Genomic DNA, 23,950 nt, shown 5'->3' on the forward strand with positions numbered 1-23,950 from the left:
TAGATTTCCCGAAGGTTCTTAGGAGTTTAATCAAGTTTTATACCAAAAGTACTTAAATTTTCTTTTTTAACGTTAACGAAGCCCTGTTCTTGCATTACTTGTTTAAAGAAAGTTGGTATTTGGGGATTTGTAACGGAAATATTAGCTTGGTTTAATATCTTGGTTACAGAAGAAGCACAATTTTCGACTTTAATCTTCGGTTCTGAAGTTGGATGATGATGATCTCGATACAGAGTGCCAATACTGCCGTCAAAATCTTCTGGTACGAAACAACCATTTTCCTTCTGATGGTTTTCTATTGATAGTTTTGCTCCTGTACCACCTGTAAATAGCTTGGTAAACGCTGATGCAAGTGGATTTTGTTCTCCGAACACCGAATAAATGCATTGGTTGTTGTCTACTTCTTTTTTTATTTCTTTTTGTGCTTGCTTCGCCTTTTTGTATTGCTCTTTACTTACCTTTTTAAGTAACACATCATTTGCTTCTTTGATATCTTCTTTATGATCTTGAGCATATTGTCCTTGAACAGGGATTGATCCGAATGATAATCCATTAAGTATACTTCCAATTAGTCCTGGGAATAAACTAAAGTGATGGGTCTTCGGGGTATCATCTTTGACCTTGTGAACAAATGTTGATACATGTCCAGGCCCGTTCTCCTGATTCGTATCTTTGACACAAACGCCAATGTAATATTCTTCTTTGCTGTTCATTTTCTCTACCTCATATTTAAGATTCGTTAATGAGGCATCCTTGCTTGCACAAAATACATGATGTTGATCCATTATATCGTTTGATTATTAAAGGAACATTAAATGGCGCTAATCAGATTGCATTTCGGTATTCGAGGGTAGAGAAACAGAACTGTGCTCGGCACCTGGGTTTTCTAGAGTAGACCTATAAATCCAGGCTGCACAGCCGGGATTGGATTGTTTTCTGCTGTGGCCTAAACCTATAACATCATCTATGATTATGAAAAAAGCAGTCGGTTAATAGGCGCTCTTTTCAGAATGACTTAAATTCACAAGGAAAAATCATGGGGCTTCTCGTTGATGGTCAGTGGCATGATGTCTGGTATGATACTTCTAAAACTGGAGGGGAGTTCAAAAGAGAATCATCCCAATTTCACTTTGCAATCACCAATGAACCAAATGCTCGATTTCCTGCTGAAAAGGGACGTTACCATTTATACGTCTCCCTGGCTTGTCCCTGGGCACATCGTACTTTGATTTTCAGAAAGCTCAAGAAACTCGAGGATTATATTGAGGTTTCGATTGTGCATCCGCACATGCTTGAAAAAGGATGGGAGTTTAAGAACGGGATGGGCGCTACTGGAGATAGGCTTTATGGATTGAATTATTTATACGAACTTTATCTGCAAGCAAATGATAAATATACGGGCAGAGTGACCGTACCGGTTTTATGGGATAAAAAAGAAAAAACGATTATTAATAATGAATCAGCAGAAATTATTCGTCAGTTTAATCAGGCGTTTAATCATTTAACAGGGGATAATCAAGATTTTTACCCGGAACCAATTCGTCCTGAAATCGATGCCTTGAATGACCGAATTTATAATGCAATTAATAATGGTGTTTATCGTTGTGGCTTTGCAACCACACAACAGGCCTATGAAGAGGCCTATGGCCAATTGTTTCTTTTGCTTGATGAACTGGATGTGCGCTTGCGTAACCAAAAGTATTTGTTAGGTGAACAGTTAACAGAGGCTGATTGGCGTTTTTTTACGACATTAATCCGTTTTGATGCCGTTTATTACAGTCATTTCAAAACAAACCAGCAACGAATTAGTGATTATGAAGGGCTCCAACCCTATCTGAAACGTCTTTATCACCATCCTGGAGTGCGTGAAACGGTAAACTTTTTACATATTAAGCAACATTATTATTTCAGTCATAAAACCATAAACCCAACGCAAATCGTACCTTTAGGGCCAAAATTGAATTTTGATTAATCGTAGAGCAATTCTCCACTTTATTTGCTTTTATTTTTCTTTTTCAAATCTGTTTTCACCCAATTTATTAAGCCGCCTTCAACCAATAATTCGATTTGGCGTTGGGATAGAGTTTGTTCCACTTCTACGTCTTTATCGTTTATTTTTATCGTGAATGATTTTTTCTCCAGAATGTCCGGAAGGTTTTTGATTTCAACCACAGCATTGAGGTGGATAGCATTATAATCCTTAGGATTTTTAAAGGTTAAAGGCAAAATGCCGAAATTGATCAGATTTTGCCAATGGATACGGGCAAAACTTTTGGCAATGACTGCTCTTAAACCTAAATAGCGAGGAGCTAACGCTGCGTGTTCGCGACTTGAGCCTTGGCCATAATTTTCTCCGCCTACAATCACATGACCTTTTTTATGATTTTGGGTGCGCGCCACATACTCTGGATCGACATGACCGAAAGTAAATTCACTAATTTTAGGAATATTACTTCGGTAAGGAAGCACTTTCGCACCGGCTGGAGAAATTTCATCGGTAGAAATATTATCCTCGACTTTAAGTAACACGGGTAGTTTCAACGAATGAGGTAAGGGTTCGAATTCGGGTAAGGTGATTATATTAGGACCTTTAACTAATTTTATTTTTTTTGCCTCTTCTAACGGTAAAGGGCTTTCAAAACATGCAGGGTTTAATATCCTTTTCTTAGGTATTTCGATTTCAGGATAAGGCATTTCTAAAGTTCTAGGATCGGTAATGGCCCCTGTTAATGCGGATGCAGCGGCAGTTTCAGGGCTACAAAGAAAAACTTTATCTTCATCAGTTCCTGAGCGACCAGGAAAGTTTCTTGGCACAGTGCGTAAACTATTTTTTTCTGTTGCGGGCGCCTGCCCCATCCCAATACATCCATTACAACCTGCCTGATGAATGCGAGCGCCAGCGCGAATGAGACTGCCTAAATGCCCATCGCGCACCAACTCTTCTAAGATAGTTCGTGATGTTGGATTGATATCAAATGACACATTAGGATGAATGGTTCGACCTTTTACTATTTCTGCTGCAATAGCAAAATCACGATATCCTGGATTGGCAGAGGAGCCAATATAGGTTTGATATACTTCTTCCCCAGCTATTTCAGCAACTGGAACTACATTGCCTGGACTCGTGGGTTTTGCAATGAGTGGTATCAGTTTAGATAAGTTGATTTCTGTATGTTCATCATAAGCGGTATTCTTGTCTGCTTTTAATTCCAACCAGTCTTTTTCACGACCTTGGCTTTGCAGGAATTCTTTAGTGATTTCATCCGAAGGGAATACGGTGGTGGTTGCTCCCAATTCAGCCCCCATATTGGCGATTACATGGCGATCCATGGCGCTCAGGTTTTTTAAACCCTCACCATAATATTCAAAGATGTAACCCACACCACCTTTTACGTCATAACGACGCAGCATTTCCAGGATCACATCTTTTGCGCTAACCCATTTGGGCAGTGTACCAGTTAAATGAATCCCCATTACTTTAGGCATTTTGATATACAGTGGATAACCTGCTATGGCCATGGCAACTTCCAGTCCACCCGAACCGATGGCAATCATGCCTAGAGAGCCTGCAGCACACGTATGACTGTCAGAGCCGGTCAATGTTTTACCGGGTTTTCCAAAATTTTGCATATGCACGGCATGGCTGATCCCATTCCCAGGCCGGCTAAAATAAAAACCAAAACGTCGCGCGGCACTGGCAAGAAAGAGGTGATCGTCAGGATTTTTATTATCTTCTTGGATGAGATTATGATCGACGTATTGAACGGAAATTTCTGCCTGAGTTCGCTCAAGTCCTATGGCTTCTAATTCAAGCATGACCAAAGTTCCTGTTGCATCCTGACAAAGCGTTTGATCCATTTTTAAGGCAATTTCTTTCCCTGGTTCCATTTTGCCTTCAAGAAGATGGGCTTTGATGATCTTTTCGGTTACATTCATCGTTATTTCCTCCCTGAGCACACCTGATTGTTAAAATATAGCACAGAGAGCTCTTCGGAGATTACCGCAAAATGGAATCAACTATGTCTTGCCTGCTTATTTGCTGACCTCAATCAGTATGGACTAAACTTCAAGTTGATGGATCATTTTTGGAGAATAGGGCGTGAATTATGATAATCGAAATCAAGCAGGCCGTGTTCTAGCGGATTTGCTTAAGGATTATGCGGCAAGGACTGATGTGGTTATATTGGCATTACCTCGAGGTGGGGTCCCTGTTGCTTATGAAGTAGCGACTAAGTTATCGCTCCCACTGGATATTTTTATTGTACGTAAACTGGGGGCTCCTGGACATGAAGAATTGGCAATGGGCGCTATTGCGTCTGGAGGAATTGCCGTATTTAACCAGGAAGTAGTCAATCTATTGCATATACAAAAAGATGCCATTGATAAAATTAAAAAATCAGAACAAGAAGAATTATCACGTCGTGAGCTTGTTTATCGTGGCAAGAGACCTTTTCCTGAGTTATCGGAAAAAACTATTATTCTTGTGGATGATGGCATTGCGACTGGTTATACAATGCGAGCGGCAATTGCCGCCTTGAAACAAAAAAAACCGGCAAAAATTATTGTTGCAGTTCCTGTTGCGGCACAATCTACTTGTGATGAAATTGCGCTCTTAGTTGATGAGATCATTTGTCCAATGCGCCCGACTAATTTTTATGCAGTAGGATTATGGTACAATGATTTTTCGCAAACTACAGACGATGAAGTAATCGAGTTGTTGCAGCAAAGTTAGATATCCAAAGAACAAATTGTTATATTAAAGATACCCTAATAGGACATATTGAAATGTTTTGTAACTTCATTTGGTGATAAATAGGTTCACTGATTACTTCTATTGTTTTAAATTCAAGTAGGGCTGTTGACAATTCTACTCGCTTGGCCAAAATCAATAGAACGTTTTGCAGTTGTAAACAATGAGGGGCAAGAGATGAATGATTTAGAGAATAAAATTATTTTAGTGACTGGGGCATCGAGCGGCATTGGTCAAGCTTGTGCCCGCTTATGTGCACAACATGGAGCTCGATTGATTCTCTGTGCTCGACGTATTGAGCGTCTTGGGGCTTTAGCCAAAGAGCTGAGCCAACATTTTGGTAAAGAACACTATGTTTTGCCTTTGGATGTATGTGATCATCAGCAAGTAACACAGCAGTTAGGTTCTTTACCCAGTCCGTGGAACGCTATAGATGTTCTTATTAATAATGCAGGCTTAGCATTGGATACATTACCATTGCAGCAGGGGATTGAGGCGCATTGGGATATAATGATTGATACCAATATTAAAGGCCTACTTTATGTTAGCCGAGCTTTGATTCCTGGAATGTTAGAGCGGGGGCGTGGCCATGTCGTAAATATCAGTTCCATAGCTGGACATGAGTGTTACCCCAATGGTAATGTTTATTGTGCAACGAAACATGCAGTACATGCTATTTCAAAATCAATGAGACTGGATATGCTTGGTAAACCTGTGCGTATTACTGAAATTGCACCAGGTGCTGTCGAAACTGAGTTTAGTGAAGTTCGATGGAATGATAAACAAAAAGCAAAAGAGTTTTATCAGGATTTTCACCCGTTACTGGCAGAGGATATAGCGGATGCCATAGTTTATTGTATCACCCGTCCACAACATATGGATATCGAAGAAATGACGATTATGCCCACGGTACAAGCATCGGCTAATCATTTATACAGAGAAAAGAAATAAGTAAAGATTGTGCAAAAAACGCACAACTACTGGGCTCGATAGTCTATTCTCTATACATATGGGTGGTGACTTTTCCGACTGAACCATTTAATAATTTCAAGTTGGGAGGTTGTTTTGGAGCGTGGTGTGCAAGCCTATGTGATGAATAGGAAGCCTAAAACGCTACATAGATCTCCAGAGTGAATAAAACAAGAGGCTCAGGATCCGGAAAGCCTTCGCCCGTATAACAATACCCCCTCTATTCGCATTAAAATAAACCACTTTGATTAAAATTCATTCTTGTCTTATACTTAACCTACCCATAATTAGATTTTATGAGTAAGAGTCAGGAGGCTATTATGAAAAAACTAATTATTTCAGCAGTCTTAAGTACCCCTCTCTTTTTAAGTTCATTTCCTGCTTCTGCAGCTCTATCCCCTGCTCTTGAAAATCCAGCTCTAAGGACAGATGCCTCAGTCGTTAATAATAATTTACCCACTGCTGGAACAAAGTATGCCTATTGGCATCGATGGCATCATTGGCATAGGTGGCATCATTGGCATCGATGGCATCGTTGGCATCATTGGCATTATTACTAATTTTTAAGAGAAATCGCTTAAGAGTTAATGAAAAGGAAGGGATTATGAACAGATTAATGCTTGCTTTACTGGTGTTAGGCACCATGTTCTTAGTAACAAGTTGCGTTACAGAACGTGTTTACTATACTCCCACCTATACTCCTGCATATGCCTATTCCGTTGGGTATTATCATACCAGTCCTTACTGGGATATTGATTATTACAATGATGATGATGCTTATTACTATGGTTATGACGATTTGGGAGATGTGGGTTACTGGGGTATGTATAATTCTTATCAAGTTTATTAGACCAAGAGCAGATCCTCGTGTGAAGCGAGGATCTATAAATCGCATAGGAATTTTTTTTAATTATTCTTTGGCACGAGATACGTATTCACCTTTACGGGTATCTACTTTAATTAACTCGCCAGTTTGCACGAACAAGGGGACGCGGACTACGGCTCCTGTTTCTAGAATGGCTGGTTTGCCACCACCTCCAGAGGTATCGCCTTTTAATCCTGGATCGGTTTCAGTAATTTCCAAAATCACAAAATTTGGAGGCGTAACCTGTATTGGCTCATTATTCCACAGCGTTACGATGCAAATATCTTGTTCTTTTAACCATTGTTCTGCATCAGCAAGTACCTCTTTACTTAAAGCATATTGTTCAAAATTATCAGGAACCATAAAATGCCATTGTTCCCCATCATTATATAAATATTGCATTTCTACATCGGCAACATCAGCTGAAGGTAATGTGTCTCCCGATTTAAAAGTACGCTCTACAACGCGCCCCGTTTTCAAGTTACGAATTTTAATGCGGGTAAAGGCCTGTCCTTTTCCGGGTTTTACAAACTCACAATCGAGAATGGTACATGGGGCGTCATCAACCATTACTTTTAAGCCGTTTTTAAATTCATTGGTGCTATAAATTGCCATTAGTACTCCAGAGTTGAGATTTTGTTAGGTTTTAGTTAAAGTTCGCACAGTTTATCAAGTCTGTGTAATTAATGCGAGATACCTCTTTAAGTTGGCAAAAAAAATTGGCGCAAGGTTTTGCTTCAGTTAATGAACTATTAGCATTTTTAGAGTTGCCCTTATCTATTGGAAATGTACATGCTGAAAAGCAATTTCCCAGTCGTGTGCCTCTAGGATTTGCTGCGCGCATGCAAAAAGGAAATCCTCATGATCCTTTATTACTGCAGGTCTTAGCTACGGAAAATGAATTAACTGCAAGTGAAGAATACAGTCTGGATCCTTTAGAAGAACAGAACAGTAACCCAATTCGCGGATTAATACATAAGTATTATGGTCGGATTTTATTAACGGTAACTGGTGTGTGCGCTGTGAATTGTCGTTATTGTTTTCGTAGACATTTTCCTTATCAAGACAATAACCCTGGCCGGAATGGGTTTAAAGCGATTTGTGACTATATTTCTCAAGATCCCAGTATCACTGAGGTGATTTTGAGTGGCGGCGATCCTTTATTGGCGTCTGATTTGGTTTTAACGGAGCTCATAAAACAATTAGAGGAAATTCCTCATCTGCATACGTTACGAATCCATACCCGAATTCCCATTGTTTTTCCTGAGCGAATGGACGAGGGACTGCTTTCATTATTAAAAAATACACGATTTAACAAAGTGATTGTCTTGCATTGTAACCACGCACAAGAGTTAGATGATTCTGTACTACAGGTGCTTCAGGAATTACAGCATATTGGATGTTATTTGCTAAACCAATCGGTATTACTCGCAGGAATCAATGACGATGCCCGTATTCTAGCTGATTTAAGCCAAAAATTATTTGCTTATGGTGTCTTACCTTATTATTTACATAAATTGGATAAGGTAAAAGGAGCGGCTCATTTTGATTTAACTTTTGATGCAGTACAATCCATTTATAAGCAATTACAAAATCGCTTACCGGGATATTTATTGCCGCGATTAGTTTGTGAGGAGCCGGGAAAGCTGAGTAAAACGCTACTCATCTAAGAGATGCTTCAGTATCAGCATATAGGGTTAAGATGAATAAAGGACATTTTTAAGAGATAAAGAATGAAAAATTTACCTGTGTTAACCCCGGGGGATTGGATAGAAATCATTGCCCCTTCATCTCGGAGTACTGATCGTCAATTATCCGAGTTGAAAGAATTATTGGAGTCCTGGGGATTAAACTGTATTGTTCAGCAAGATATTTTCGCTCGAGATTTACTCTGTGCCAATACAGATGAAATGCGGTTTAAGCATCTAAAAAATGCCCTTGAAAATCCTAAAACAAAAGCGGTTATTTGTGTGCGGGGTGGTTATGGTGCCACACGTTTAATACCAAAGTTAGCAGAGGTGCATCCTCCAGAAACAGCCAAAATATTTATTGGCATTAGTGACATCACTTGCCTTCATCTCTATTTGCAGCAACAATGGAATTGGCCAACAATACATGGTGCTGCAGCACCTGATAAATTTTCCAAGGAATCGATTGCGTCGGTACGTTCGATTTTATTTCGTGATGCACCCATTGCGTTCAATGATTTAACCCCAATGAACACACAGGCCCAAAAGGAGAGGTTTATCAAATCTCAGGTCACCGGTGGTAATTTGGCAATGATACAATCAGGGATTGGAACCTGCTGGCAAATCGACGGACGTGAAAAAATTATACTACTCGAAGAAATTGGCGAGCGAGGATATCGTGTGGATCGTATGCTGGAACATTTAAAGCAAGCCAATATTTTTACCCATGCTGCTGCCATCCTATTAGGTGATTTTCTCCATGGTCTTGAACCCAATGGGACTTCTTTGATTGATCCGGTCTTACAGCGTTTTGCTGAAAGCTGTGCGATTCCAGTATTAAGAATCGCAGGAATCGGTCATGGGCCCATTAATTATCCTATTCCTTTGGGAACTGAGGTCCATTTGCAATTGGGGGCTCACCCGCAGTTAACGTGTTTTCGATGACAGTGACTGCAATAAAGTTTTTTGTTGGTTAAGAAGCCCTTATCCCGCAAGTGGCAGAGCGGCAGGCGTGAGGGTTCCTTCGCTAAAAGTAATATCCTCATCCGCCCTGGGCTGCTAATTCTTCCCGTTAATCAAGGTGAAGGGGCTTATTAAACATAAGAGCAATCAGGATAAGGAGAGAGGGATCTATTTCTGCCTCCAGCTAAACACGCACTATTTGTCTGTACACCGGTGCGATACACTCCATTTCTGAACCGAGATTTTTTAATAAGCTTTGTGTCGCAATCAATTTGGCATCAACAATATCATCTGTTTCATAATGGTCATTATGATGCAGGATAAGTTGCTTTGATTTTGTTAAATGGGCAAACTCACTGATTTGCCTAGGGCATGAATGCCCCCACGATACACGTCCGGTATCGTATTCTTCATCTGTGAACGCGCAATCTACAATTAAAATATCTGAATTCGTTGTAAACTCAATAAGTTTTTGTACAAAATCAGCGTCATATAAGGGATATGATTTATCATATAACTCATTATCAGTGATATAGCTTATGATTTTATTATTATATTGAATTTTATACCCATATGTGACACATGGATGCTGAAGTGCGATGGTTGAAATGGTGATATTACCTATTTCAAATTTTTGTTCTGCCACTAAATCATTATAGGAAATTGTCGAGGGTAAGTTATCTATCTTAACGGGAAAATAGGTTCCATCCATCAGTCCTGAGAGTAACTTATGAACGCTTTTTACTCCTTGCGGTGGACCATAAAAACGAAACTGATTTCCAGGATGATACAATGGCTTAAAAAACGTCAATCCATGGATATGATCCCAGTGTTCGTGGGTAATTAAAATATCTGCTTCAATTTGATTTTGCTTTTTAGTGATTAACTCATTACCTAAAGGGATTATTCCTGAACCTGCGTCCAGTATAAAATTTCGTTCATTGACAAAATTTAAGGTGATACAGGAAGTGTGGCCACCATATTTAACAAAATCTTTTCCTGGTGCTGGAAATGCACCCGTTACACCCCAAAATTCAATATCTATCTTGTCCTCAATAATACGGTTAAGCTGAGCAGTAAATAATTCACTGTGGTTTGTTTGATAAATACAACCATGCGCACCCAATTGATAAGGGTTAATGTTTTTTTTGCTCGTCTCTAAAGATAGAATGATGGTTTTATAGGAAGTTGATTGAGACAGTTCTTTAATCTGTGCCGCTGAGATAGAGTGATCGATTAATACATAATCCGGTTTCAGTTGATGCACTTGAATGACCGCATCAGCCATATTATCGGTAGAGAAAGTGATATATCCTGCTTTTTTCAATTCTTTGGTAATTAACTGAATTTGATTTGAATCTTGATGTATCACATAGATAGAAATTGGTTTCTGCTGAGTATGAATTTCCATATTCTGACTCGATTCCTGCGGTTACTAGTACCTATAATTATGGCACATAAGGTAAGAATGGCTTGAACACTTTTCGACAGAAGGCTTATGTGATGGTCCATTCCGGCTAAATTAAACTTTCCTCTTCTTGATAGAGCTTAATTAGTTTTTCCTGCGCATTATTATTGCCTTGGTGTATGGGTTTATAACTTCCATCACTTTGCATTTCCCAAGTATTACTGTTGTCTTTAAGATAGTTCTTAATAATTTCCTGTTTGATGCGCTTTTTACAGCGTTCATCAAGAATAGGAAACATAATTTCAATCCGATGGTATAAATTTCTTTCCATCAAATCAGCACTAGAGCAAAAATAATATTCTTCTTCCTGGACACGAAAGTAAAATACTCGATGATGTTCCAGGAATCGTCCGATATAAGAAAGTACCCGTATGTTTTCTGAAATGCCTGGTATTCCAGGTTTCAGACAACATACCCCGCGCACAAGCAAATTGACTTTAACCCCTGCTTGAGATGCCTTGTATAAAGCTTGAATGATGGTTTTATCGGCTAAGCCATTTACTTTGAGGAGAATTTCCGTGTCTCCTTTTTTTAAAGCGGCTGCAGTGCATTGCTCAATGTATTGCAGCAGCGTTTTTTGTAAGGTAAAGGGGGAATGGCTTATCGCCTTAAGTTTGACCGCTTTACCAAGTCCGGTTAATTGTTGAAAAATAATTTGAATATCTGAAGTAATTGTTGGCTCACACGTTAATAAACCCAAGTCGGTATAACGTTTTGCCGTGTACTCATGGTAATTTCCCGTACTTAAATGGACGTAACGCTTTAGTTTTCCGTGCGCCCTACGAACAACAAGAGTCATTTTGGCATGGGTTTTATACCCTACAACCCCATAAAGCACCAGAATTCCTGCCGCATGTAAACGATTTGCTAATTTCAGATTGGATTCTTCATCAAAACGTGCCCGCAATTCAATCACGGCAGTTACTTCCTTACCTGAGTGGGCGGCATCAACTAAAGCATCCACCATCACTGATTCGGAGCGAGTACGATACAACGTTTGACTAATTGCCAAGACATTGGGATCACTGGCTGCCTGTCTTACAAAATCAATAACTACTTCAAAGCTTTGATAGGGGTGGTGCAACAGAATATCCTCTTCATCAAGCACATTGAATAAATTTCGTTCTGACTTAGGAAATTGAGGATATTGTGCTGTGAAGGGTGGGTAATTTAAATCAGGCCTATCAATACTGTTAATGGCAGTTAGATGGCGTTGTATATTAACGGGGCCATCACAATAATAAGTATCTTCATGCCGGAGATGATATTTTTGCAATAAAAAATCAACAATTTTGTCTGGACAATTTTTTTCGATTTCAAGGCGAACCACATGGCCATAATGACGAGAGAAAATCTCTCGTTGTAGTGCTTTGGCTAAATCATCAATTTCTTCCTCTCGCAAGAACAAATCACTGTTTCGGGTTAGGCGAAAAGAATAGCAACCACTAATTTCCATACCCGGGAATAAACTGTTGACATGCGTCGTAATAATCGAGGAGAGATGAACAAAATAATGCGCATCTCCGCATAACTCTGATGGTAAATGAATGATCCTGGGAATCGATCTTGGTGCATGGACTACTGCATAATTAATGTTTCGGTCAAAAGCATCTTTGCCACTTAATGAAATAATAAAGTTTAAACTTTTGTTAATCAGCTGTGGTAAAGGATGGGCCAAATCCAGTGCTATGGGACTTATTACAGGTTGAATTTCGTGCTTAAAGTAGTGTTTTGCCCATAAATGAATGTCATCAGTCCATTGTTCGGTATCGAGGAAAAAAATTTTTTCTTTGCTTAAAGCCGGAAGGAGTTGTTTATTAAATATTGAATAGAGTTGGTCGATAAGTTTATGTGTTTTTTGGCTGATCAGGCTGAATGCTTCTTCAGGACGAAGCCCATCAATCGTTAATTTTCCTGAGGACATGGCAATTTTTTCTTTAAGACCTGCAACCCGTATTTCAAAAAATTCGTCAAGATTGCTACTGCAAATGCTAAGAAAGCGCATTCTTTCCAGCAAAGGAACGCGTTCATCATTGGCCAGCATGAGAACTCTCTGATTAAATGCAATAATCGAAAATTCTCGATTAATATAATATTCTGGATTATCCAACCCTATTTCCAAGAGTAACTCCATTTTTTTATCCCATCACCACGCTCAACGATAAGTCAAATAGGGCATCTGCTCGCAACTGTGACTTTTCCCCTAAAGCATTCAAAATGTGGTGCATATTATTTTTTACCATCATAACATAGACATAGTAATTGCTATGCTAATATTCTTGTGATCTTATATCTCACTTTACTCAACGAACTAGAAAAAAACAAACCACGATAAACCCTATAAACCCATAAAAGGGTGATAAATTCCAAAAAGTTAAAGCGAGAAAAAAAATGAAACAACATAGTGCGATAGGAATAGAAAAATACATACCTACAACTCCCTGAGCAACGGAGTAGCTGGCTGCTGCGAGCAAAGCTAACGCACCATACTGGACGCCAATCATTATCTTACGCATTCCAGGACCATTATGACTGGTCAGCCAATGATATCCAGCGAGAGCCATTAATAATCCCGGCAAATTGAGGCTAAGCACGGCAAGCAATAAACCTGTAAATCCAGCAGCTTTATACCCTATGAGCGCTGATAATTTAACACCGGTTAATCCTGGAAAAATAAAACTTGAACCCACCATGGCAATAAATTCTTCTTGTCCTACCCAGTGTCGGTAATCAACGGCCTCATATTCCAATAGTTTTAGCATGGAATTACCGCCTCCTAAGGAAATAAGGCCAATTTTTCCAAAGCTTAGGATAATATCTAAAAGGGTTCTTAGCATAATTTCAATAAATTTTTCAGGAATGCTACATATTCGCAGGAAACAGGTTCATTCAGCAAGTGCTGGGAAATGGTCTCTACTAAATGACGCGACTTTCCTTCGATGCATAAACTAAAATAAATTTTGTGAAGAACCTCAAGACGCGCCAGTTCGATTTTTATTGTGGGGGAAGTTGGAAGTTTGTAGATAAAGGCCTCTTTTTTAACATAAATTCCTACCCCTTTGGTTTCAATATCAGGGATTATCTTTTGTAACTCCAAAGGTAGGGACTGCTCCTGAAGAGGGTTAAGGATTATTTTTGCACCATAACCGACGGCATGCTTTGCATGTTGGAGCAAGGGTTTATAAAGCAACTGCTCATGGCGTTTTTTGATATTGTAATTGCAGCCAGGCAGCAAATAATAATAATCTTCTTTATGTTTCTGCTTATAATTTGCTAAATCAAGTAATGAACCGTCAATCGTATTGAGGATGATTATCTCGCTCTCCGGCCAAAAATAACGCATTTCCCATTTCAAATTTTCGTCCTCTTTATCGACAAAAATTGCCAGAGGCGCGCTTGCTTTTGGGGTAAATTCGAAATTCCAAACCAAACGTTGGTTCATAGTCAATTGCTACTCGCAAAATAAAGAGTATATACTACACCTTTATTATGCAAAGCAAGGGAAGGTATTGATATTATGGGCATTCTGTTTTTTTTACTTTATCTGATCTTTACCCTAATTGTTCTCTATAGAGCAATGAATCCATTAGTTTGGGAGTTGGGGAGCGTCTTTTATTTAATCGTAGCGACGTTTGCTATTGGCCTGCCGTGGATAGTCGGCTTTATCCTTTGGCTTGTAATAATTGGGGCATTACTTGTCGTATACCTCGAACCTTTACGTGCGGCGATTGCAGATTTCATCTATAAAAAAGCAGGCAAGTCGATTCCCAAATTGTCCAAAACAGAAGAAGAAGCACTCAATGCGGGAGATACCTGGTTAGAACAAGATATTTTTACAGGAAAACCTGATTGGGATCGATTGGCGAATGTATCTACTGCACTGTCGGCAGAGGAACAAGCCTTTCTTGATAATGAAACACAAACTTTATGTGGCTTGATCGATGAGTGGGAAATTAGTCAAACCCGTGATTTACCCGAAAAAGTTTGGGATTACATGAAGGAACAAGGATTTTTTGGCTTGGTCATTCCCAAAGAATACGGGGGTAAAGGCTTTTCAGCGCGCGCTCATTCTGATGTGGTGATGAAAATAGCCACTCGTTCCGGTGTCGCAGCAGTAACGGTAATGGTACCTAATTCCTTAGGCCCAGGTGAGTTAATTAATTATTATGGTACGGAAGAGCAAAAGAATCATTATTTACCCCGTCTTGCAAAAGGTATTGATATCCCATGCTTTGCTTTAACTGAACCTGGAGCAGGCAGCGATGCTACTTCCATTCAGTCCAGCGCCATCGTGATGAAAAAGAAAGTTGATGGCAAAATGGTGCTTGGCTTAAGCATTACCTTAGATAAACGTTGGATTACTTTAGCACCTGTAGCAACCTTAATAGGCCTTGCGGTGAATGTAAAAGATCCCGACGGTTTATTGCAAGGTGATGGAGCGGAAGGAATTACCTGTGTATTAATTCCACGCGACACCAAAAATCTCGAAATTGGCAATCGCCATTTACCTTCTGATCAGCCATTTATGAACGGTACTATACGTGGGAAAGATATTTTTGTGCCCATAACCACTGTGATTGGTGGTCAGAAACGTATCGGTAGTGGCTGGCAAATGTTGGTTGAATGTTTATCGATTGGGCGATCTATTTCTTTACCCGCACTGGGTGCAGGTACTTCCTCGGCGTGCTATTTGGCAACCAGTGCTTTTGCGCGCATACGTTGCCAATTTAATGTAGAAATTGGCCAGTTTGAAGGGATTGAAGAAAAACTTGCAGAGATTGCAGGCTTAAATTATTTAATTAATTCCAATCGATTATTGACCGTGGCGGCTGTAAACGAGCATAAGAAACCTTCGGTCGCCTCCGCAATTGCTAAATATTTTAATACTGAACTCGCACGATTAGTCGTGAATGCATCTATGGATGTACATGCTGGACGTGCTGTAGTAGTTGGTCCGCGAAATTATTTAACCAATTTTTATAATGGAGTTCCTATTTCCATTACTGTGGAAGGAGCCAATGTGATGTCACGGAACTTGTTAATTTTTGGACAAGGCTCAATGGCATGTCATCCTTACATACGCCATGAATTTTATGCTATTTCCAATCAGGATAAAGCGGCTTTCCGAGAAGTTATTTGGAAGCATATTCAATATTTCATGCAAAATTTTGCCAAAACAATTTGTTCCGCCTGGACTGGTGGGATATTTATTAAGGCTCCCAAGCTTAAAATGAAGCGTGAATATAAACGGTTAGCACGACTCAGTCATGCGTATTCATGGCTAGCAGATTTATCTTTGATTGTGTTAGGGGGAGATTTGAAACGTAAAGAGCGTCTGTCAGCTCGGCTTGCTGATGGAATGTCTTATCTTTACATGGCGATGGCTGTTTTGCGGAATGTGCAATTGAATGGCGAAAGTCCTGAAGATCAAGTGCATGCTCAATGGGCTGTTTCTTATTGTTTTTATCACGCACAACGAGCAATGATGGCATTGTGCTACAATTTCCCTTCTAGAGTTTTAGGTGGTTTTGCACGGATCTTGGCATTTCCCTTTGGTCAAACAATGCGTTATCCCACTGATAAGTTGGATCAAAAATTAGCGCGTTTGATGACTCAGAATAATCAGTATCGAGACCGATTGAAGAACATCGTCTACCTGAGCGGCGATCCAAAACAGCCCATAGACAGAGTAGAGTATGCCCTACAACAAATCATACAAACGGATGAACTTGTCAAAAAAATGGGTGATTTAAAAAGGGTTAAATTTGGTAAATTAGAAGGCAAACTAAAAGAAAAGGTTGAAAAAAAGGAATTAACTCAAGAGGAAATGGATGCATTACTTGCAACTGAAGCGGCTCGCTGGGATGCTATTTTGGTTGATGAGTTTACTTTTGAGTCAATGAAAAACCAATCATTTAACTCAGTCATCGATGAAATTAAGTCGCCCTTTATGCATGATGATGCTCATCATTAATTATGTTTGGGTTGTTTTGAGGACACTGTAGGAGTGTTATCCAGAAAGAGAGCAAGGGTAGGTCGGACTTTAGCCCGACCTACTGAGTGTAAAACAACGTGTTTAGGCTCGCCTAGGTTTACATACGATCACGTCACCCCTAAAATTTGTGGATTGATTTTAAAAGCGAAGCAAGCATTTAAGAGAAAGGATATTTACAAATTTTTAACAGGAGGCCAAAAAACTAGTGCACCTATAGGCAACTTTGCTTTGCTATAATTAAGTCAATATGATAATTAAATTTGCGTAGTGAGATGAATTTATGGAAGCTAAAACAGTATCACCAATAGCCCCAGCTAGAGATATAACATTGCCCGTTAGGGAAGATCTTTTAAGAGCAATGAAAATTGCGGAAAACTCACCAGAAGTAGCTCAATATTTAAGTAAACGAGTTCACGAAATAGCAGAGAAATCAAGATTATTAAATAAATCGCCAGAGGCAAAAGAAACTGCGCAACAAATACTCAAAGCAGTGGATGAGTTTGCTCAGCTCGTTACCTATAAATATCCTCCGGACTCGCAAATTTGGTCCGGTAAAGAACCAACGAGCTCTACCATCAACATGCAAGAGGGAATTGCAAAACAGGCTGCTAATTCATTAGCGCAAAAAAATTATCCTGGTATCCGATTCGATTTTGCTATCAGCGAGACAGGGCATTTTGTACGCGGATATGCTTCAACTGAAAAAGGAGCCTCTCAATTAGATGAAGGGACTATTGAAACTTTAGATAATTTGTTTAATGCATGGTTAGCTGACAAACATAATGTTGCAACAGAAAATGGTGATTTCTATTACATGGATGAAAAGGGACAAAAAAAAGATAAACTGAACGTAGACGAAGTGGAAAAACTATTATCCGATTCGGCACAAGAATATAAGGATTACTTAAAAGGAAAAGGACTTGAGACCGAACTTGTTTCTCGACAACGTGATTATCCAGGCGAGCATAGATTGGAAGAGACCAAGAAAAAAGCGATAGACAAAATTATTAAAGCGGAACAGGAAGTCGAAGAAAAGTTCGAAGAAAAGATCGAACCCGAAGTTCAACCTACAAGTATGGGGCGTTCTTAGCGTAGGCTGTTTTCAGGAGTAGTTCACTTCTCGAATAAAGCAGGGTGTGCAGCGCTACAGAATCAAATCTGACTTTAGGGGATCAACAAGTTACTGGATAAGTTGCGGCTACCAGTAACTGTTAAAATGAGGTAATTTATTATCTTAAATTTGATTCACCGCATGGAGCCTTTCTAGAGTACCTATGTCATACCACAGGCCATTATAAACATCAGCAGTTGCTTTATTTTGTGCGGCATATTGTCGGATTAATGGTGCTACGGAATAGCGCCCTTGTTGGCAGTGGCTAAATACTTGAGGGTGATAGCAGCAGATTCCTGCAAGAGTATATTCTCGATTTGTATTACTGAGCTGCGTTTGATTGATTAACCCAAAGTCCCCATGATGATTAAGTGATGGATTTTTAGTGACTAAAATCACATGAATTGAAGGGGTATTTTCAAACTGCAGCTGAGAAAAATCAAAATCGGTATAGATATCTGCATTGACTGCAATAAAAGGCTTAGTTCCTAACAGTGGCAAGGCATTGACGATGCCACCGCCCGTTTCTAATCCTCCTGGAGGTTCAGGTGAGTAACAAATTTCGACTCCCCATCGTGCCCCATTTCCCAAATGCTGGCGAATTTTTCCTCCAAGATAGGCATGGTTAATCACTAATCGTTCAAAACCCGCTTTTGCCAAATTCACGACATGATGTTCGATTAATGGTTTTTCTTTAACAATACACAGCGCTTTAGGTTTAACATCGGTAAGTGGTTTCAAACGCTCACCACGGCCCGCAGCTAATATCATCGCAGTTTTCATGGTAAATAAACTCTCATTTGCAGAAATCGGAAAAATGGGTGCAATTCTTCATAAGTCTCTGCACATTCAAGCACGTAGTTTAAAGTTAAAGGCAGATCTTTAAGATATCCTGGTTTATTGTCGCGCAAATGCAATCGACAAAAAATGCCCAACACTTTTAAGTGTCTTTGTAAACCGCAAAGATCAAATGCACGGATAAATTCAGGCAAAGAGTAATCTTGAGTTAATGCGCTGTGAGTGTGAAAAAACTCAACCCATTCCAGTACTTTACTCCTTGGCCAGGAAATATAACAATCTTTGAGTAATGATACCAGATCATAAGTGAATGGGCCTTGCATGGCATCTTGAAAATCAATAACTCCCAAGTTTGGTAGTTCGGTATGATCCTGTAAGAGCATTAGATTGCGAGAATGATAATCACGATGAATAAAAGTGAGTGGTTGCTGAGCTACTTCTTTGGCAATCCATTCCATAGTCTGTTGGACTAAAGTGCATTCACTTTGATTGAGATCTAAAGCAAGATATGCTTTAAAAAACCATTCGGGGCATAAACTCATTTCTTTAAGCATATGCCCTTCATCAAATGGAGCAAGCAGTGGGTCATCAATTGAGCAAGTTTGAATTTTAAACAAAGTTTTGATGGCCTGATGATAATGATCATTCACTGTTTCAGGCTGAAGAACATTTAAAAGAAGTTCATCGCCTAAATCGCTTAATAGTAAGAATCCGTCTTCTGGATTCACCGCAAGCACTTTGGGGGTGTGAACATCCGCTTGTTGCAGCTTCTGCGCAATATGTATAAAAGGTTTTAGATCCTCTTTTTCTGGGGGAGCATCCATCACAATCTGCGTTAGTCCATTATATCGAAGACGAAAATATCTTCTAAAACTGGCGTCCCCAGCCAAAGGAGCTAACTGAAAATCCTGTTGCTTTAGAGTGTGAATTAACCATTCTTTCAGTGCGTTTTCTCGTTCATGCATGGTATACTTCCCCATCATTATTTCTGGTTGTAACATAATAACTAAGACCCCTCTCTCGTTTTTTAAGAGAGGAAAAGAACGTCGTAAGAACTCTATTGCACGATTCTTAATGCGAGTACGACGATCAAAGTAATTAGTTACATATTTTGTGTGCATAATAAGGCATTTTATTACTCGTGAACAAGATTTCATTTAAATGGTTCTTGATGAGCATATGTTCCACACTGCTCATTTTACTCATGGTAATCTATCATGCGTTAGCCTATTCTGCTTCTTTGATTAATGAACCCGTACAGGCGTGTGTCATAGCGCGTGATGTCGATTTAACCGATGCGATACGTGCAAAGTTTGCTCAATGCTTAGGATGGCAGGCAGATCAAAGTTCCCCTATTTGTCTTGGATCGTATCAGCCGATCACGGTGGCGCCACTTGCTAAACCTGATGAAATAAAAATCATGGCAGATCGTGTTTCATTTTATCAAGATAAACCTTCAACTTTGAGTGGACATGTAGAAATCCAGCAAGACCAGAGAATAGTCAATGCACAAACTGCTTATGTATATCGGGATCCACAAAGTAAACAGATTACAAAAATTGAGTTCTTGGGTAATGTCCATTACCTGGAACCCGATAAATTATTGATTGCTCGTAAAGCAACAATTAATCCTCAGGATAAATCGGGTCAAACTGAAGATGTACTATATCGTTTCAACATGAATAAGCATGCTGCTTTATTGCCAGCATGGGGACGAGCGAGTCTCATGCAGCGTTTTCCTAATTCAGATTACTTACTGCGTCAGGCTACATATACTACGTGCGCACCACAAGATAAAGCTTGGGATATTGAGGCCAAATCCATTGTTATTGATAATAAGAAAAAAATAGGTGTTGCCAGAAATGTTACGTTGCGTGTCCATGATTGGCCACTACTTTATGTTCCTTATTTAAGTTTTCCTACGACTAAAGAACGTAAATCCGGTTTTTTAATGCCTTTATCAGGATATTCTAATGTAGGGGGTTTTGATCTAGGGATTCCTTATTATTGGAATATAGCACCAAACTATGATTTGACGTTAACACCTCATGTTTATACAGAACGTAATGTCATGTTGAGTGCTGAGTTTCGCTATTTAACGGCACACAGTGTAGGTTTGGTGACGGGTAGTTTTCTACCAGATGATGCGGCTTATCGGAATTTTCTGAATAGTCATGCAGCTGAATTCCCTTCATTTAATGATAAATCAAACAACCGATGGTTTTTCGGGTTTCTTAACACCACGCAATTGAATCCTAATTTGCGGCTCAATGTGAATGTTCAACAGGTTTCTGATGACTATTACTTCCAGGATTTCAGTACTAACCTGGCTCTAATTACCCAGCGACAGTTATTGCGGCAAGCCGATTTAACGTATTCAACAGAGCATTGGACCTTTAGAAGTATGGTTCAAAGCTTTCAAACCCTACATCCGATTAATGAGACTCCTATAGCTGATCAATATGAACGCTTGCCGCAATTATCTGCTCGTGGGTATTACTATGATTTGCCGGCACAGGCGAATTTAAATGTATTGGGACAATATGATCAGTTTTTTTGGCCAACCTCAAAGCGTCAGATTCGTGGAATAGATCAAGCTTTTGAAACCGGGCAATTTTTTGTAAGACCACCATCCTCAGAAATGGAAATGCCCCAAGGTCCACGATTTCATCTTAATCCCATGCTTTCTTTGCCGCAAAGAACCAGTTGGGGATATATTACGCCTTCAGCTGAGTTCGTCGAAAATTATTATCAGGTGCAAAATAATTGGAATGATACCCATACGGACTATAATCGCTTTATCCCACGTTTCAGCACCCAGGGTGGTTTATTTTTTGATCGGGGCTTTTCTTGGCTGGGGAATTCCTACACGCAAACTTTAGAGCCCAGTTTATTTTATTTGTATGTTCCATTTTATAATCAAAACCAGCTGCCTATATACGACACTGCTAATATGATTTTTAATTTTGATCAACTTTTTAGAACCAATCGCTTCTCAGGGTTTGATCGAATTGGTGATGCGAATCAATTATCTTATGCACTCACCTCGAGATGGTTATCAGAAAGCACTGGAATTGAATTGGCCAGTCTTGCAATTGGGCAAATTAAATATTTTACTGATAGAAAAGTTCAGCTATGTCGTAACCAAACGGGTGATTGTGTTGCTAATCCACTTGAAATTGGACAATTGTCTCCATTTTATGGTGTTTCTCCAATCGCTTCTCGAGGAATTTATCATTTGGGCCCATTTTTAAAAATCCTCGGTGATTATGTATGGGATCCGGCTACTTCAGCAACAAACAATGGTGCTTTAAACTTGCATTATCAACCAAAGCCAAATGCAATTATTAATATAGGATATACCTATTTATATAATGGAGATGTGACCTCGGTTCGGAATAATGCAGGGGTAGATAATGCCTTACACCAAGGGACTGTCTCCGTTTCCTGGCCAATCAGTGATCGATGGAGTACGCTTGGGGCATACAGTCACAACATTAGTAAGGATTACAGTATGATGTCCCTATTGGGGATGCAATATGATAGTTGTTGTTGGGCTTTACGAATTTTGGGTGGAAGAACCTTTAAAAGTTTAAATTCAGAATTTTCACCCCAATATAACAACAATATCTATTTGCAAATCTTATTAAAAGGCTTAGGATCAGTAGCAAACAGCGATCCCGGAAGTGTATTGAATACTTATATCCCAGGATACAGTGATCCATTTCGTCGTTAAATAAAATAGTGGAAAGCAAAGTCGCTTGTGTTTTGGATAAAAATAACCTAAATTGCTCGAAAAAAAGTGAGTAAGGATTAAGGCATGTATAAAAAAATAGCCCTAGTATGCATATTGTTTGCTATCGTTGGTGTGGCAGAGGCCAAACAAGTTTTAGATAAAGTGGTTGCAGTCGTTAATAATGGAGTGATCACCGAGAGTGAACTTAACAAGCAAGTTGAATTAACGAAAAAACAAATTATAGCTCAAAAAATGCAGGTTCCTGCAGCCGCTGTGTTGCGTAAACAAGTACTTCAACACTTAATTGATGTTAATGTGCAACTGCAAATGGCAAAACAACATGGTCTGACTGTAGACGATACAGAACTGAACCAAGCGATTGAAAAAATTGCTGCGATGAATCATGCCACTCTTACTCAGCTGCGCGAAGAAATTGCGAGACAAGGTATGAGCTGGAATGAATACAGAGAAAATATTCGTAAAGAAATGCTTCTTTCGCACTTACAGCAAAAAGCGGTAGGAAGAGACGCGATGGTTACGAATGAACAAGTCGAACAGTATCTTAAAACAGAAGGTGGTATAGTCGATCGAACAGCACTTACCTATCATCTACAAAATATAGTTATTCCACTCAATGAAGAGCCCACGTCAGAACAAGTCAAGAAAGCCAAAAGCAAAGCTGAATTCTTGTTGACGAAAATAAAGAAAGGTGATGACTTTAGTCGACTGGCTATAGAAAACTCAAGTGGTGAATTTGCACTGGAAGGTGGAGATTTAGGTGACCGTCATTTAGCTGAGTTGCCAGAATTATTTGCAAAAGAAGTCGTGAACATGAAAGTGGGGCAAGTAGTTGGTCCATTACGTGCAGGTAATGGCTTTCAGTTAATTAAACTGGTTTCGGTTGGCGGTGAAAATCAACATCATATTATTACAAAGACCCATGTTCGCCATATTCTTTTAAAACCAGATCCAAGCATGCTTCCTCAAGATTCAAAGAAGCAAGTAAATAATATTTACCAACAAGTAAAGGCTGGTAAAGATTTTGCACTCATGGCAAAGCAATATTCCTTGGATTCTGCCAGCGCTGTCAAAGGTGGTGATTTAGGTTGGGTTGCACCGGGAGTATTAGTACCAGAATTCGAAAAAGTTATGGATAAGTTGGCTGTAAATGAAATTAGTCCTCCTGTTAAATCACAATTTGGTTGGCACATTATTCAAGTACTTGGCCGTAAGCAAGAAGATGATTCAGAAGCTTTTAAAAAGCAGAAAGTACGACAGTTTCTGCAACAACGTAAGTTTGCTGAAGCAGTGCAAAATTGGCAGCAACATATCCGTTCAGATGCGTACATTAATATTATCGAAAAGGAACTGGCGTGAAGCCACTACTCATTAGCAGCGGAGAGCCAGCAGGAATTGGTCCAGATTTATGCTTGGCTCTGGCAGAATATGATTATCCAATAGTGATTTTAGGTGATCTGGCTGTTTTAGAAGCAAGAGCAAAAGAATTAAATCGAACTATTTCTTTTACTGCATACCAAAGCGGGCACTCGGTTGAACCTAAGCGTGGTCATTTATCGGTGATTTCGGTCAACTGTCCAACCAATGTC

The 23,950-nt window shown here is 39.4% G+C and carries 21 protein-coding genes (1 of these 21 cut by a window edge); 12 read left to right on the forward strand and 9 right to left on the reverse strand.

Annotated features, from left to right (window positions below; genetic code table 11):
- Window positions 1-26: 26 nt before the first annotated feature.
- A complete protein-coding gene (locus tag OQJ26_RS01260) occupies window positions 27-785 on the reverse strand; it encodes a hypothetical protein (RefSeq protein WP_265702095.1) in 759 nt (252 codons plus the stop codon).
- Between the two features lie 251 nt (window positions 786-1,036).
- Here OQJ26_RS01260 and OQJ26_RS01265 point away from each other — a divergent pair, with 251 nt between their 5' ends.
- The gene (locus tag OQJ26_RS01265) at window positions 1,037-1,972 is read left to right on the forward strand and encodes a glutathione S-transferase family protein (RefSeq protein WP_265702096.1); all 936 of its coding nucleotides are present in this window, start codon (window positions 1,037-1,039) and stop codon (window positions 1,970-1,972) included.
- 20 nt (window positions 1,973-1,992) lie between these two features.
- Here OQJ26_RS01265 and OQJ26_RS01270 read toward each other — a convergent pair whose 3' ends face one another.
- Window positions 1,993-3,936, reverse strand: a complete 1,944-nt coding sequence (locus OQJ26_RS01270) for an aconitate hydratase (protein WP_265702097.1) — start codon at window positions 3,934-3,936, stop codon at window positions 1,993-1,995.
- 163 nt (window positions 3,937-4,099) lie between these two features.
- Between OQJ26_RS01270 and OQJ26_RS01275 the strand changes: the two genes are divergently transcribed.
- The 4 genes from OQJ26_RS01275 to OQJ26_RS01290 all read left to right on the forward strand — a co-directional run bounded on the left by OQJ26_RS01275 (window position 4,100) and on the right by OQJ26_RS01290 (window position 6,569).
- A complete protein-coding gene (locus tag OQJ26_RS01275) occupies window positions 4,100-4,732 on the forward strand; it encodes a phosphoribosyltransferase (RefSeq protein ID WP_265702098.1) in 633 nt (210 codons plus the stop codon).
- A gap of 195 nt (window positions 4,733-4,927) precedes the next feature.
- A complete protein-coding gene (locus OQJ26_RS01280) occupies window positions 4,928-5,701 on the forward strand; it encodes an SDR family NAD(P)-dependent oxidoreductase (RefSeq protein WP_265702099.1) in 774 nt (257 codons plus the stop codon).
- A gap of 338 nt (window positions 5,702-6,039) precedes the next feature.
- Entirely contained in the window at window positions 6,040-6,279 is a 240-nt protein-coding gene (locus OQJ26_RS01285; RefSeq protein ID WP_265702100.1) for a hypothetical protein, read from the forward strand.
- 44 nt (window positions 6,280-6,323) lie between these two features.
- Window positions 6,324-6,569: a hypothetical protein gene (locus OQJ26_RS01290; RefSeq protein WP_265702101.1), complete on the forward strand. Its 246-nt coding sequence runs from the start codon at window positions 6,324-6,326 to the stop codon at window positions 6,567-6,569.
- 60 nt (window positions 6,570-6,629) lie between these two features.
- On the opposite strand, the gene efp is transcribed toward OQJ26_RS01290, so the two are convergent.
- Window positions 6,630-7,199, reverse strand: coding sequence for an elongation factor P (efp, locus tag OQJ26_RS01295; RefSeq protein WP_265702102.1), 570 nt, complete (start codon window positions 7,197-7,199; stop codon window positions 6,630-6,632).
- A gap of 71 nt (window positions 7,200-7,270) precedes the next feature.
- On the opposite strand from efp, the gene epmB reads away from it, so the two are divergent.
- Together epmB and OQJ26_RS01305 are read left to right on the forward strand one after the other, a co-directional pair.
- Window positions 7,271-8,254 (forward strand): EF-P beta-lysylation protein EpmB, encoded by a 984-nt coding sequence (epmB, locus tag OQJ26_RS01300; protein ID WP_265702103.1) that lies wholly within the window; start codon window positions 7,271-7,273, stop codon window positions 8,252-8,254.
- A gap of 63 nt (window positions 8,255-8,317) precedes the next feature.
- A complete protein-coding gene (locus OQJ26_RS01305; protein WP_265702104.1) occupies window positions 8,318-9,217 on the forward strand; it encodes a S66 peptidase family protein in 900 nt (299 codons plus the stop codon).
- A 202-nt stretch (window positions 9,218-9,419) separates the two neighbouring features.
- Here the strand turns inward: OQJ26_RS01305 and OQJ26_RS01310 are convergent, their stop codons facing one another.
- From OQJ26_RS01310 to OQJ26_RS01325, 4 genes are all read right to left on the reverse strand, one after another.
- Window positions 9,420-10,646: an MBL fold metallo-hydrolase gene (locus OQJ26_RS01310; protein WP_265702105.1), complete on the reverse strand. Its 1,227-nt coding sequence runs from the start codon at window positions 10,644-10,646 to the stop codon at window positions 9,420-9,422.
- Between the two features lie 106 nt (window positions 10,647-10,752).
- Window positions 10,753-12,837 carry a polyphosphate kinase 1 gene (gene ppk1, locus OQJ26_RS01315; RefSeq protein ID WP_265702106.1) on the reverse strand — a complete coding sequence of 695 codons (2,085 nt, stop codon included), beginning with the start codon at window positions 12,835-12,837 and terminating at the stop codon, window positions 10,753-10,755.
- 169 nt (window positions 12,838-13,006) lie between these two features.
- The gene (locus OQJ26_RS01320) at window positions 13,007-13,540 is read right to left on the reverse strand and encodes a chromate transporter (RefSeq protein ID WP_265702107.1); all 534 of its coding nucleotides are present in this window, start codon (window positions 13,538-13,540) and stop codon (window positions 13,007-13,009) included.
- Entirely contained in the window at window positions 13,534-14,145 is a 612-nt protein-coding gene (locus OQJ26_RS01325; RefSeq protein WP_265702108.1) for a hypothetical protein, read from the reverse strand. The genes OQJ26_RS01320 and OQJ26_RS01325 overlap by 7 nt, the downstream gene beginning before the upstream one ends.
- A gap of 75 nt (window positions 14,146-14,220) precedes the next feature.
- On the opposite strand from OQJ26_RS01325, the gene OQJ26_RS01330 reads away from it, so the two are divergent.
- A complete protein-coding gene (locus OQJ26_RS01330) occupies window positions 14,221-16,677 on the forward strand; it encodes an acyl-CoA dehydrogenase (RefSeq protein WP_265702109.1) in 2,457 nt (818 codons plus the stop codon).
- Between the two features lie 301 nt (window positions 16,678-16,978).
- Window positions 16,979-17,788 (forward strand): hypothetical protein, encoded by an 810-nt coding sequence (locus OQJ26_RS01335; protein WP_265702110.1) that lies wholly within the window; start codon window positions 16,979-16,981, stop codon window positions 17,786-17,788.
- A gap of 144 nt (window positions 17,789-17,932) precedes the next feature.
- Here the strand turns inward: OQJ26_RS01335 and murU are convergent, their stop codons facing one another.
- Both murU and OQJ26_RS01345 read right to left on the reverse strand, forming a co-directional pair.
- On the reverse strand, window positions 17,933-18,592 hold the full coding sequence (gene murU, locus OQJ26_RS01340; RefSeq protein ID WP_265702111.1) for an N-acetylmuramate alpha-1-phosphate uridylyltransferase MurU: 660 nt from the start codon (window positions 18,590-18,592) through the stop codon (window positions 17,933-17,935).
- The gene (locus OQJ26_RS01345; RefSeq protein WP_265702217.1) at window positions 18,589-19,572 is read right to left on the reverse strand and encodes an aminoglycoside phosphotransferase family protein; all 984 of its coding nucleotides are present in this window, start codon (window positions 19,570-19,572) and stop codon (window positions 18,589-18,591) included. Before OQJ26_RS01345 ends, murU begins: the two co-directional genes overlap by 4 nt.
- Window positions 19,573-19,778: 206 nt before the next feature.
- Here OQJ26_RS01345 and OQJ26_RS01350 point away from each other — a divergent pair, with 206 nt between their 5' ends.
- The 3 genes from OQJ26_RS01350 to pdxA form a co-directional block, all read left to right on the forward strand.
- Window positions 19,779-22,343, forward strand: coding sequence for an LPS-assembly protein LptD (locus tag OQJ26_RS01350; RefSeq protein WP_265702112.1), 2,565 nt, complete (start codon window positions 19,779-19,781; stop codon window positions 22,341-22,343).
- 84 nt (window positions 22,344-22,427) lie between these two features.
- Window positions 22,428-23,720, forward strand: coding sequence for a peptidylprolyl isomerase (locus OQJ26_RS01355; protein WP_265702113.1), 1,293 nt, complete (start codon window positions 22,428-22,430; stop codon window positions 23,718-23,720).
- Window positions 23,717-23,950 carry the start of a 4-hydroxythreonine-4-phosphate dehydrogenase PdxA gene (gene pdxA / locus OQJ26_RS01360; protein ID WP_265702114.1) on the forward strand. It continues 744 nt past the right edge of the window, so 234 of the gene's 978 nt are visible here — the first part of the coding sequence; its start codon is at window positions 23,717-23,719; its stop codon lies beyond the right edge, outside the window. Before OQJ26_RS01355 ends, pdxA begins: the two co-directional genes overlap by 4 nt.

The organism is Legionella sheltonii, from assembly GCF_026191355.1.
GTDB classification, from domain to species: Bacteria; Pseudomonadota; Gammaproteobacteria; order Legionellales; family Legionellaceae; genus Legionella; species Legionella sheltonii.

Coding starts and splice junctions, on each gene's coding strand:
- OQJ26_RS01260 (WP_265702095.1), bottom strand. CDS start 785: ATGGATCAACATCATGTATTTTGTGCAAGCAAGGATGCCTCATTAACG.
- OQJ26_RS01265 (WP_265702096.1), top strand. CDS start 1,037: ATGGGGCTTCTCGTTGATGGTCAGTGGCATGATGTCTGGTATGATACT.
- OQJ26_RS01270 (WP_265702097.1), bottom strand. CDS start 3,936: ATGAATGTAACCGAAAAGATCATCAAAGCCCATCTTCTTGAAGGCAAA.
- OQJ26_RS01280 (WP_265702099.1), top strand. CDS start 4,928: ATGAATGATTTAGAGAATAAAATTATTTTAGTGACTGGGGCATCGAGC.
- OQJ26_RS01285 (WP_265702100.1), top strand. CDS start 6,040: ATGAAAAAACTAATTATTTCAGCAGTCTTAAGTACCCCTCTCTTTTTA.
- OQJ26_RS01290 (WP_265702101.1), top strand. CDS start 6,324: ATGAACAGATTAATGCTTGCTTTACTGGTGTTAGGCACCATGTTCTTA.
- efp (WP_265702102.1), bottom strand. CDS start 7,199: ATGGCAATTTATAGCACCAATGAATTTAAAAACGGCTTAAAAGTAATG.
- epmB (WP_265702103.1), top strand. CDS start 7,271: ATGCGAGATACCTCTTTAAGTTGGCAAAAAAAATTGGCGCAAGGTTTT.
- OQJ26_RS01305 (WP_265702104.1), top strand. CDS start 8,318: ATGAAAAATTTACCTGTGTTAACCCCGGGGGATTGGATAGAAATCATT.
- OQJ26_RS01310 (WP_265702105.1), bottom strand. CDS start 10,646: ATGGAAATTCATACTCAGCAGAAACCAATTTCTATCTATGTGATACAT.
- ppk1 (WP_265702106.1), bottom strand. CDS start 12,837: ATGGAGTTACTCTTGGAAATAGGGTTGGATAATCCAGAATATTATATT.
- OQJ26_RS01320 (WP_265702107.1), bottom strand. CDS start 13,540: ATGCTAAGAACCCTTTTAGATATTATCCTAAGCTTTGGAAAAATTGGC.
- OQJ26_RS01325 (WP_265702108.1), bottom strand. CDS start 14,145: ATGAACCAACGTTTGGTTTGGAATTTCGAATTTACCCCAAAAGCAAGC.
- OQJ26_RS01330 (WP_265702109.1), top strand. CDS start 14,221: ATGGGCATTCTGTTTTTTTTACTTTATCTGATCTTTACCCTAATTGTT.
- OQJ26_RS01335 (WP_265702110.1), top strand. CDS start 16,979: ATGGAAGCTAAAACAGTATCACCAATAGCCCCAGCTAGAGATATAACA.
- murU (WP_265702111.1), bottom strand. CDS start 18,592: ATGAAAACTGCGATGATATTAGCTGCGGGCCGTGGTGAGCGTTTGAAA.
- OQJ26_RS01345 (WP_265702217.1), bottom strand. CDS start 19,572: ATGCATGAACGAGAAAACGCACTGAAAGAATGGTTAATTCACACTCTA.
- OQJ26_RS01350 (WP_265702112.1), top strand. CDS start 19,779: ATGAGCATATGTTCCACACTGCTCATTTTACTCATGGTAATCTATCAT.
- OQJ26_RS01355 (WP_265702113.1), top strand. CDS start 22,428: ATGTATAAAAAAATAGCCCTAGTATGCATATTGTTTGCTATCGTTGGT.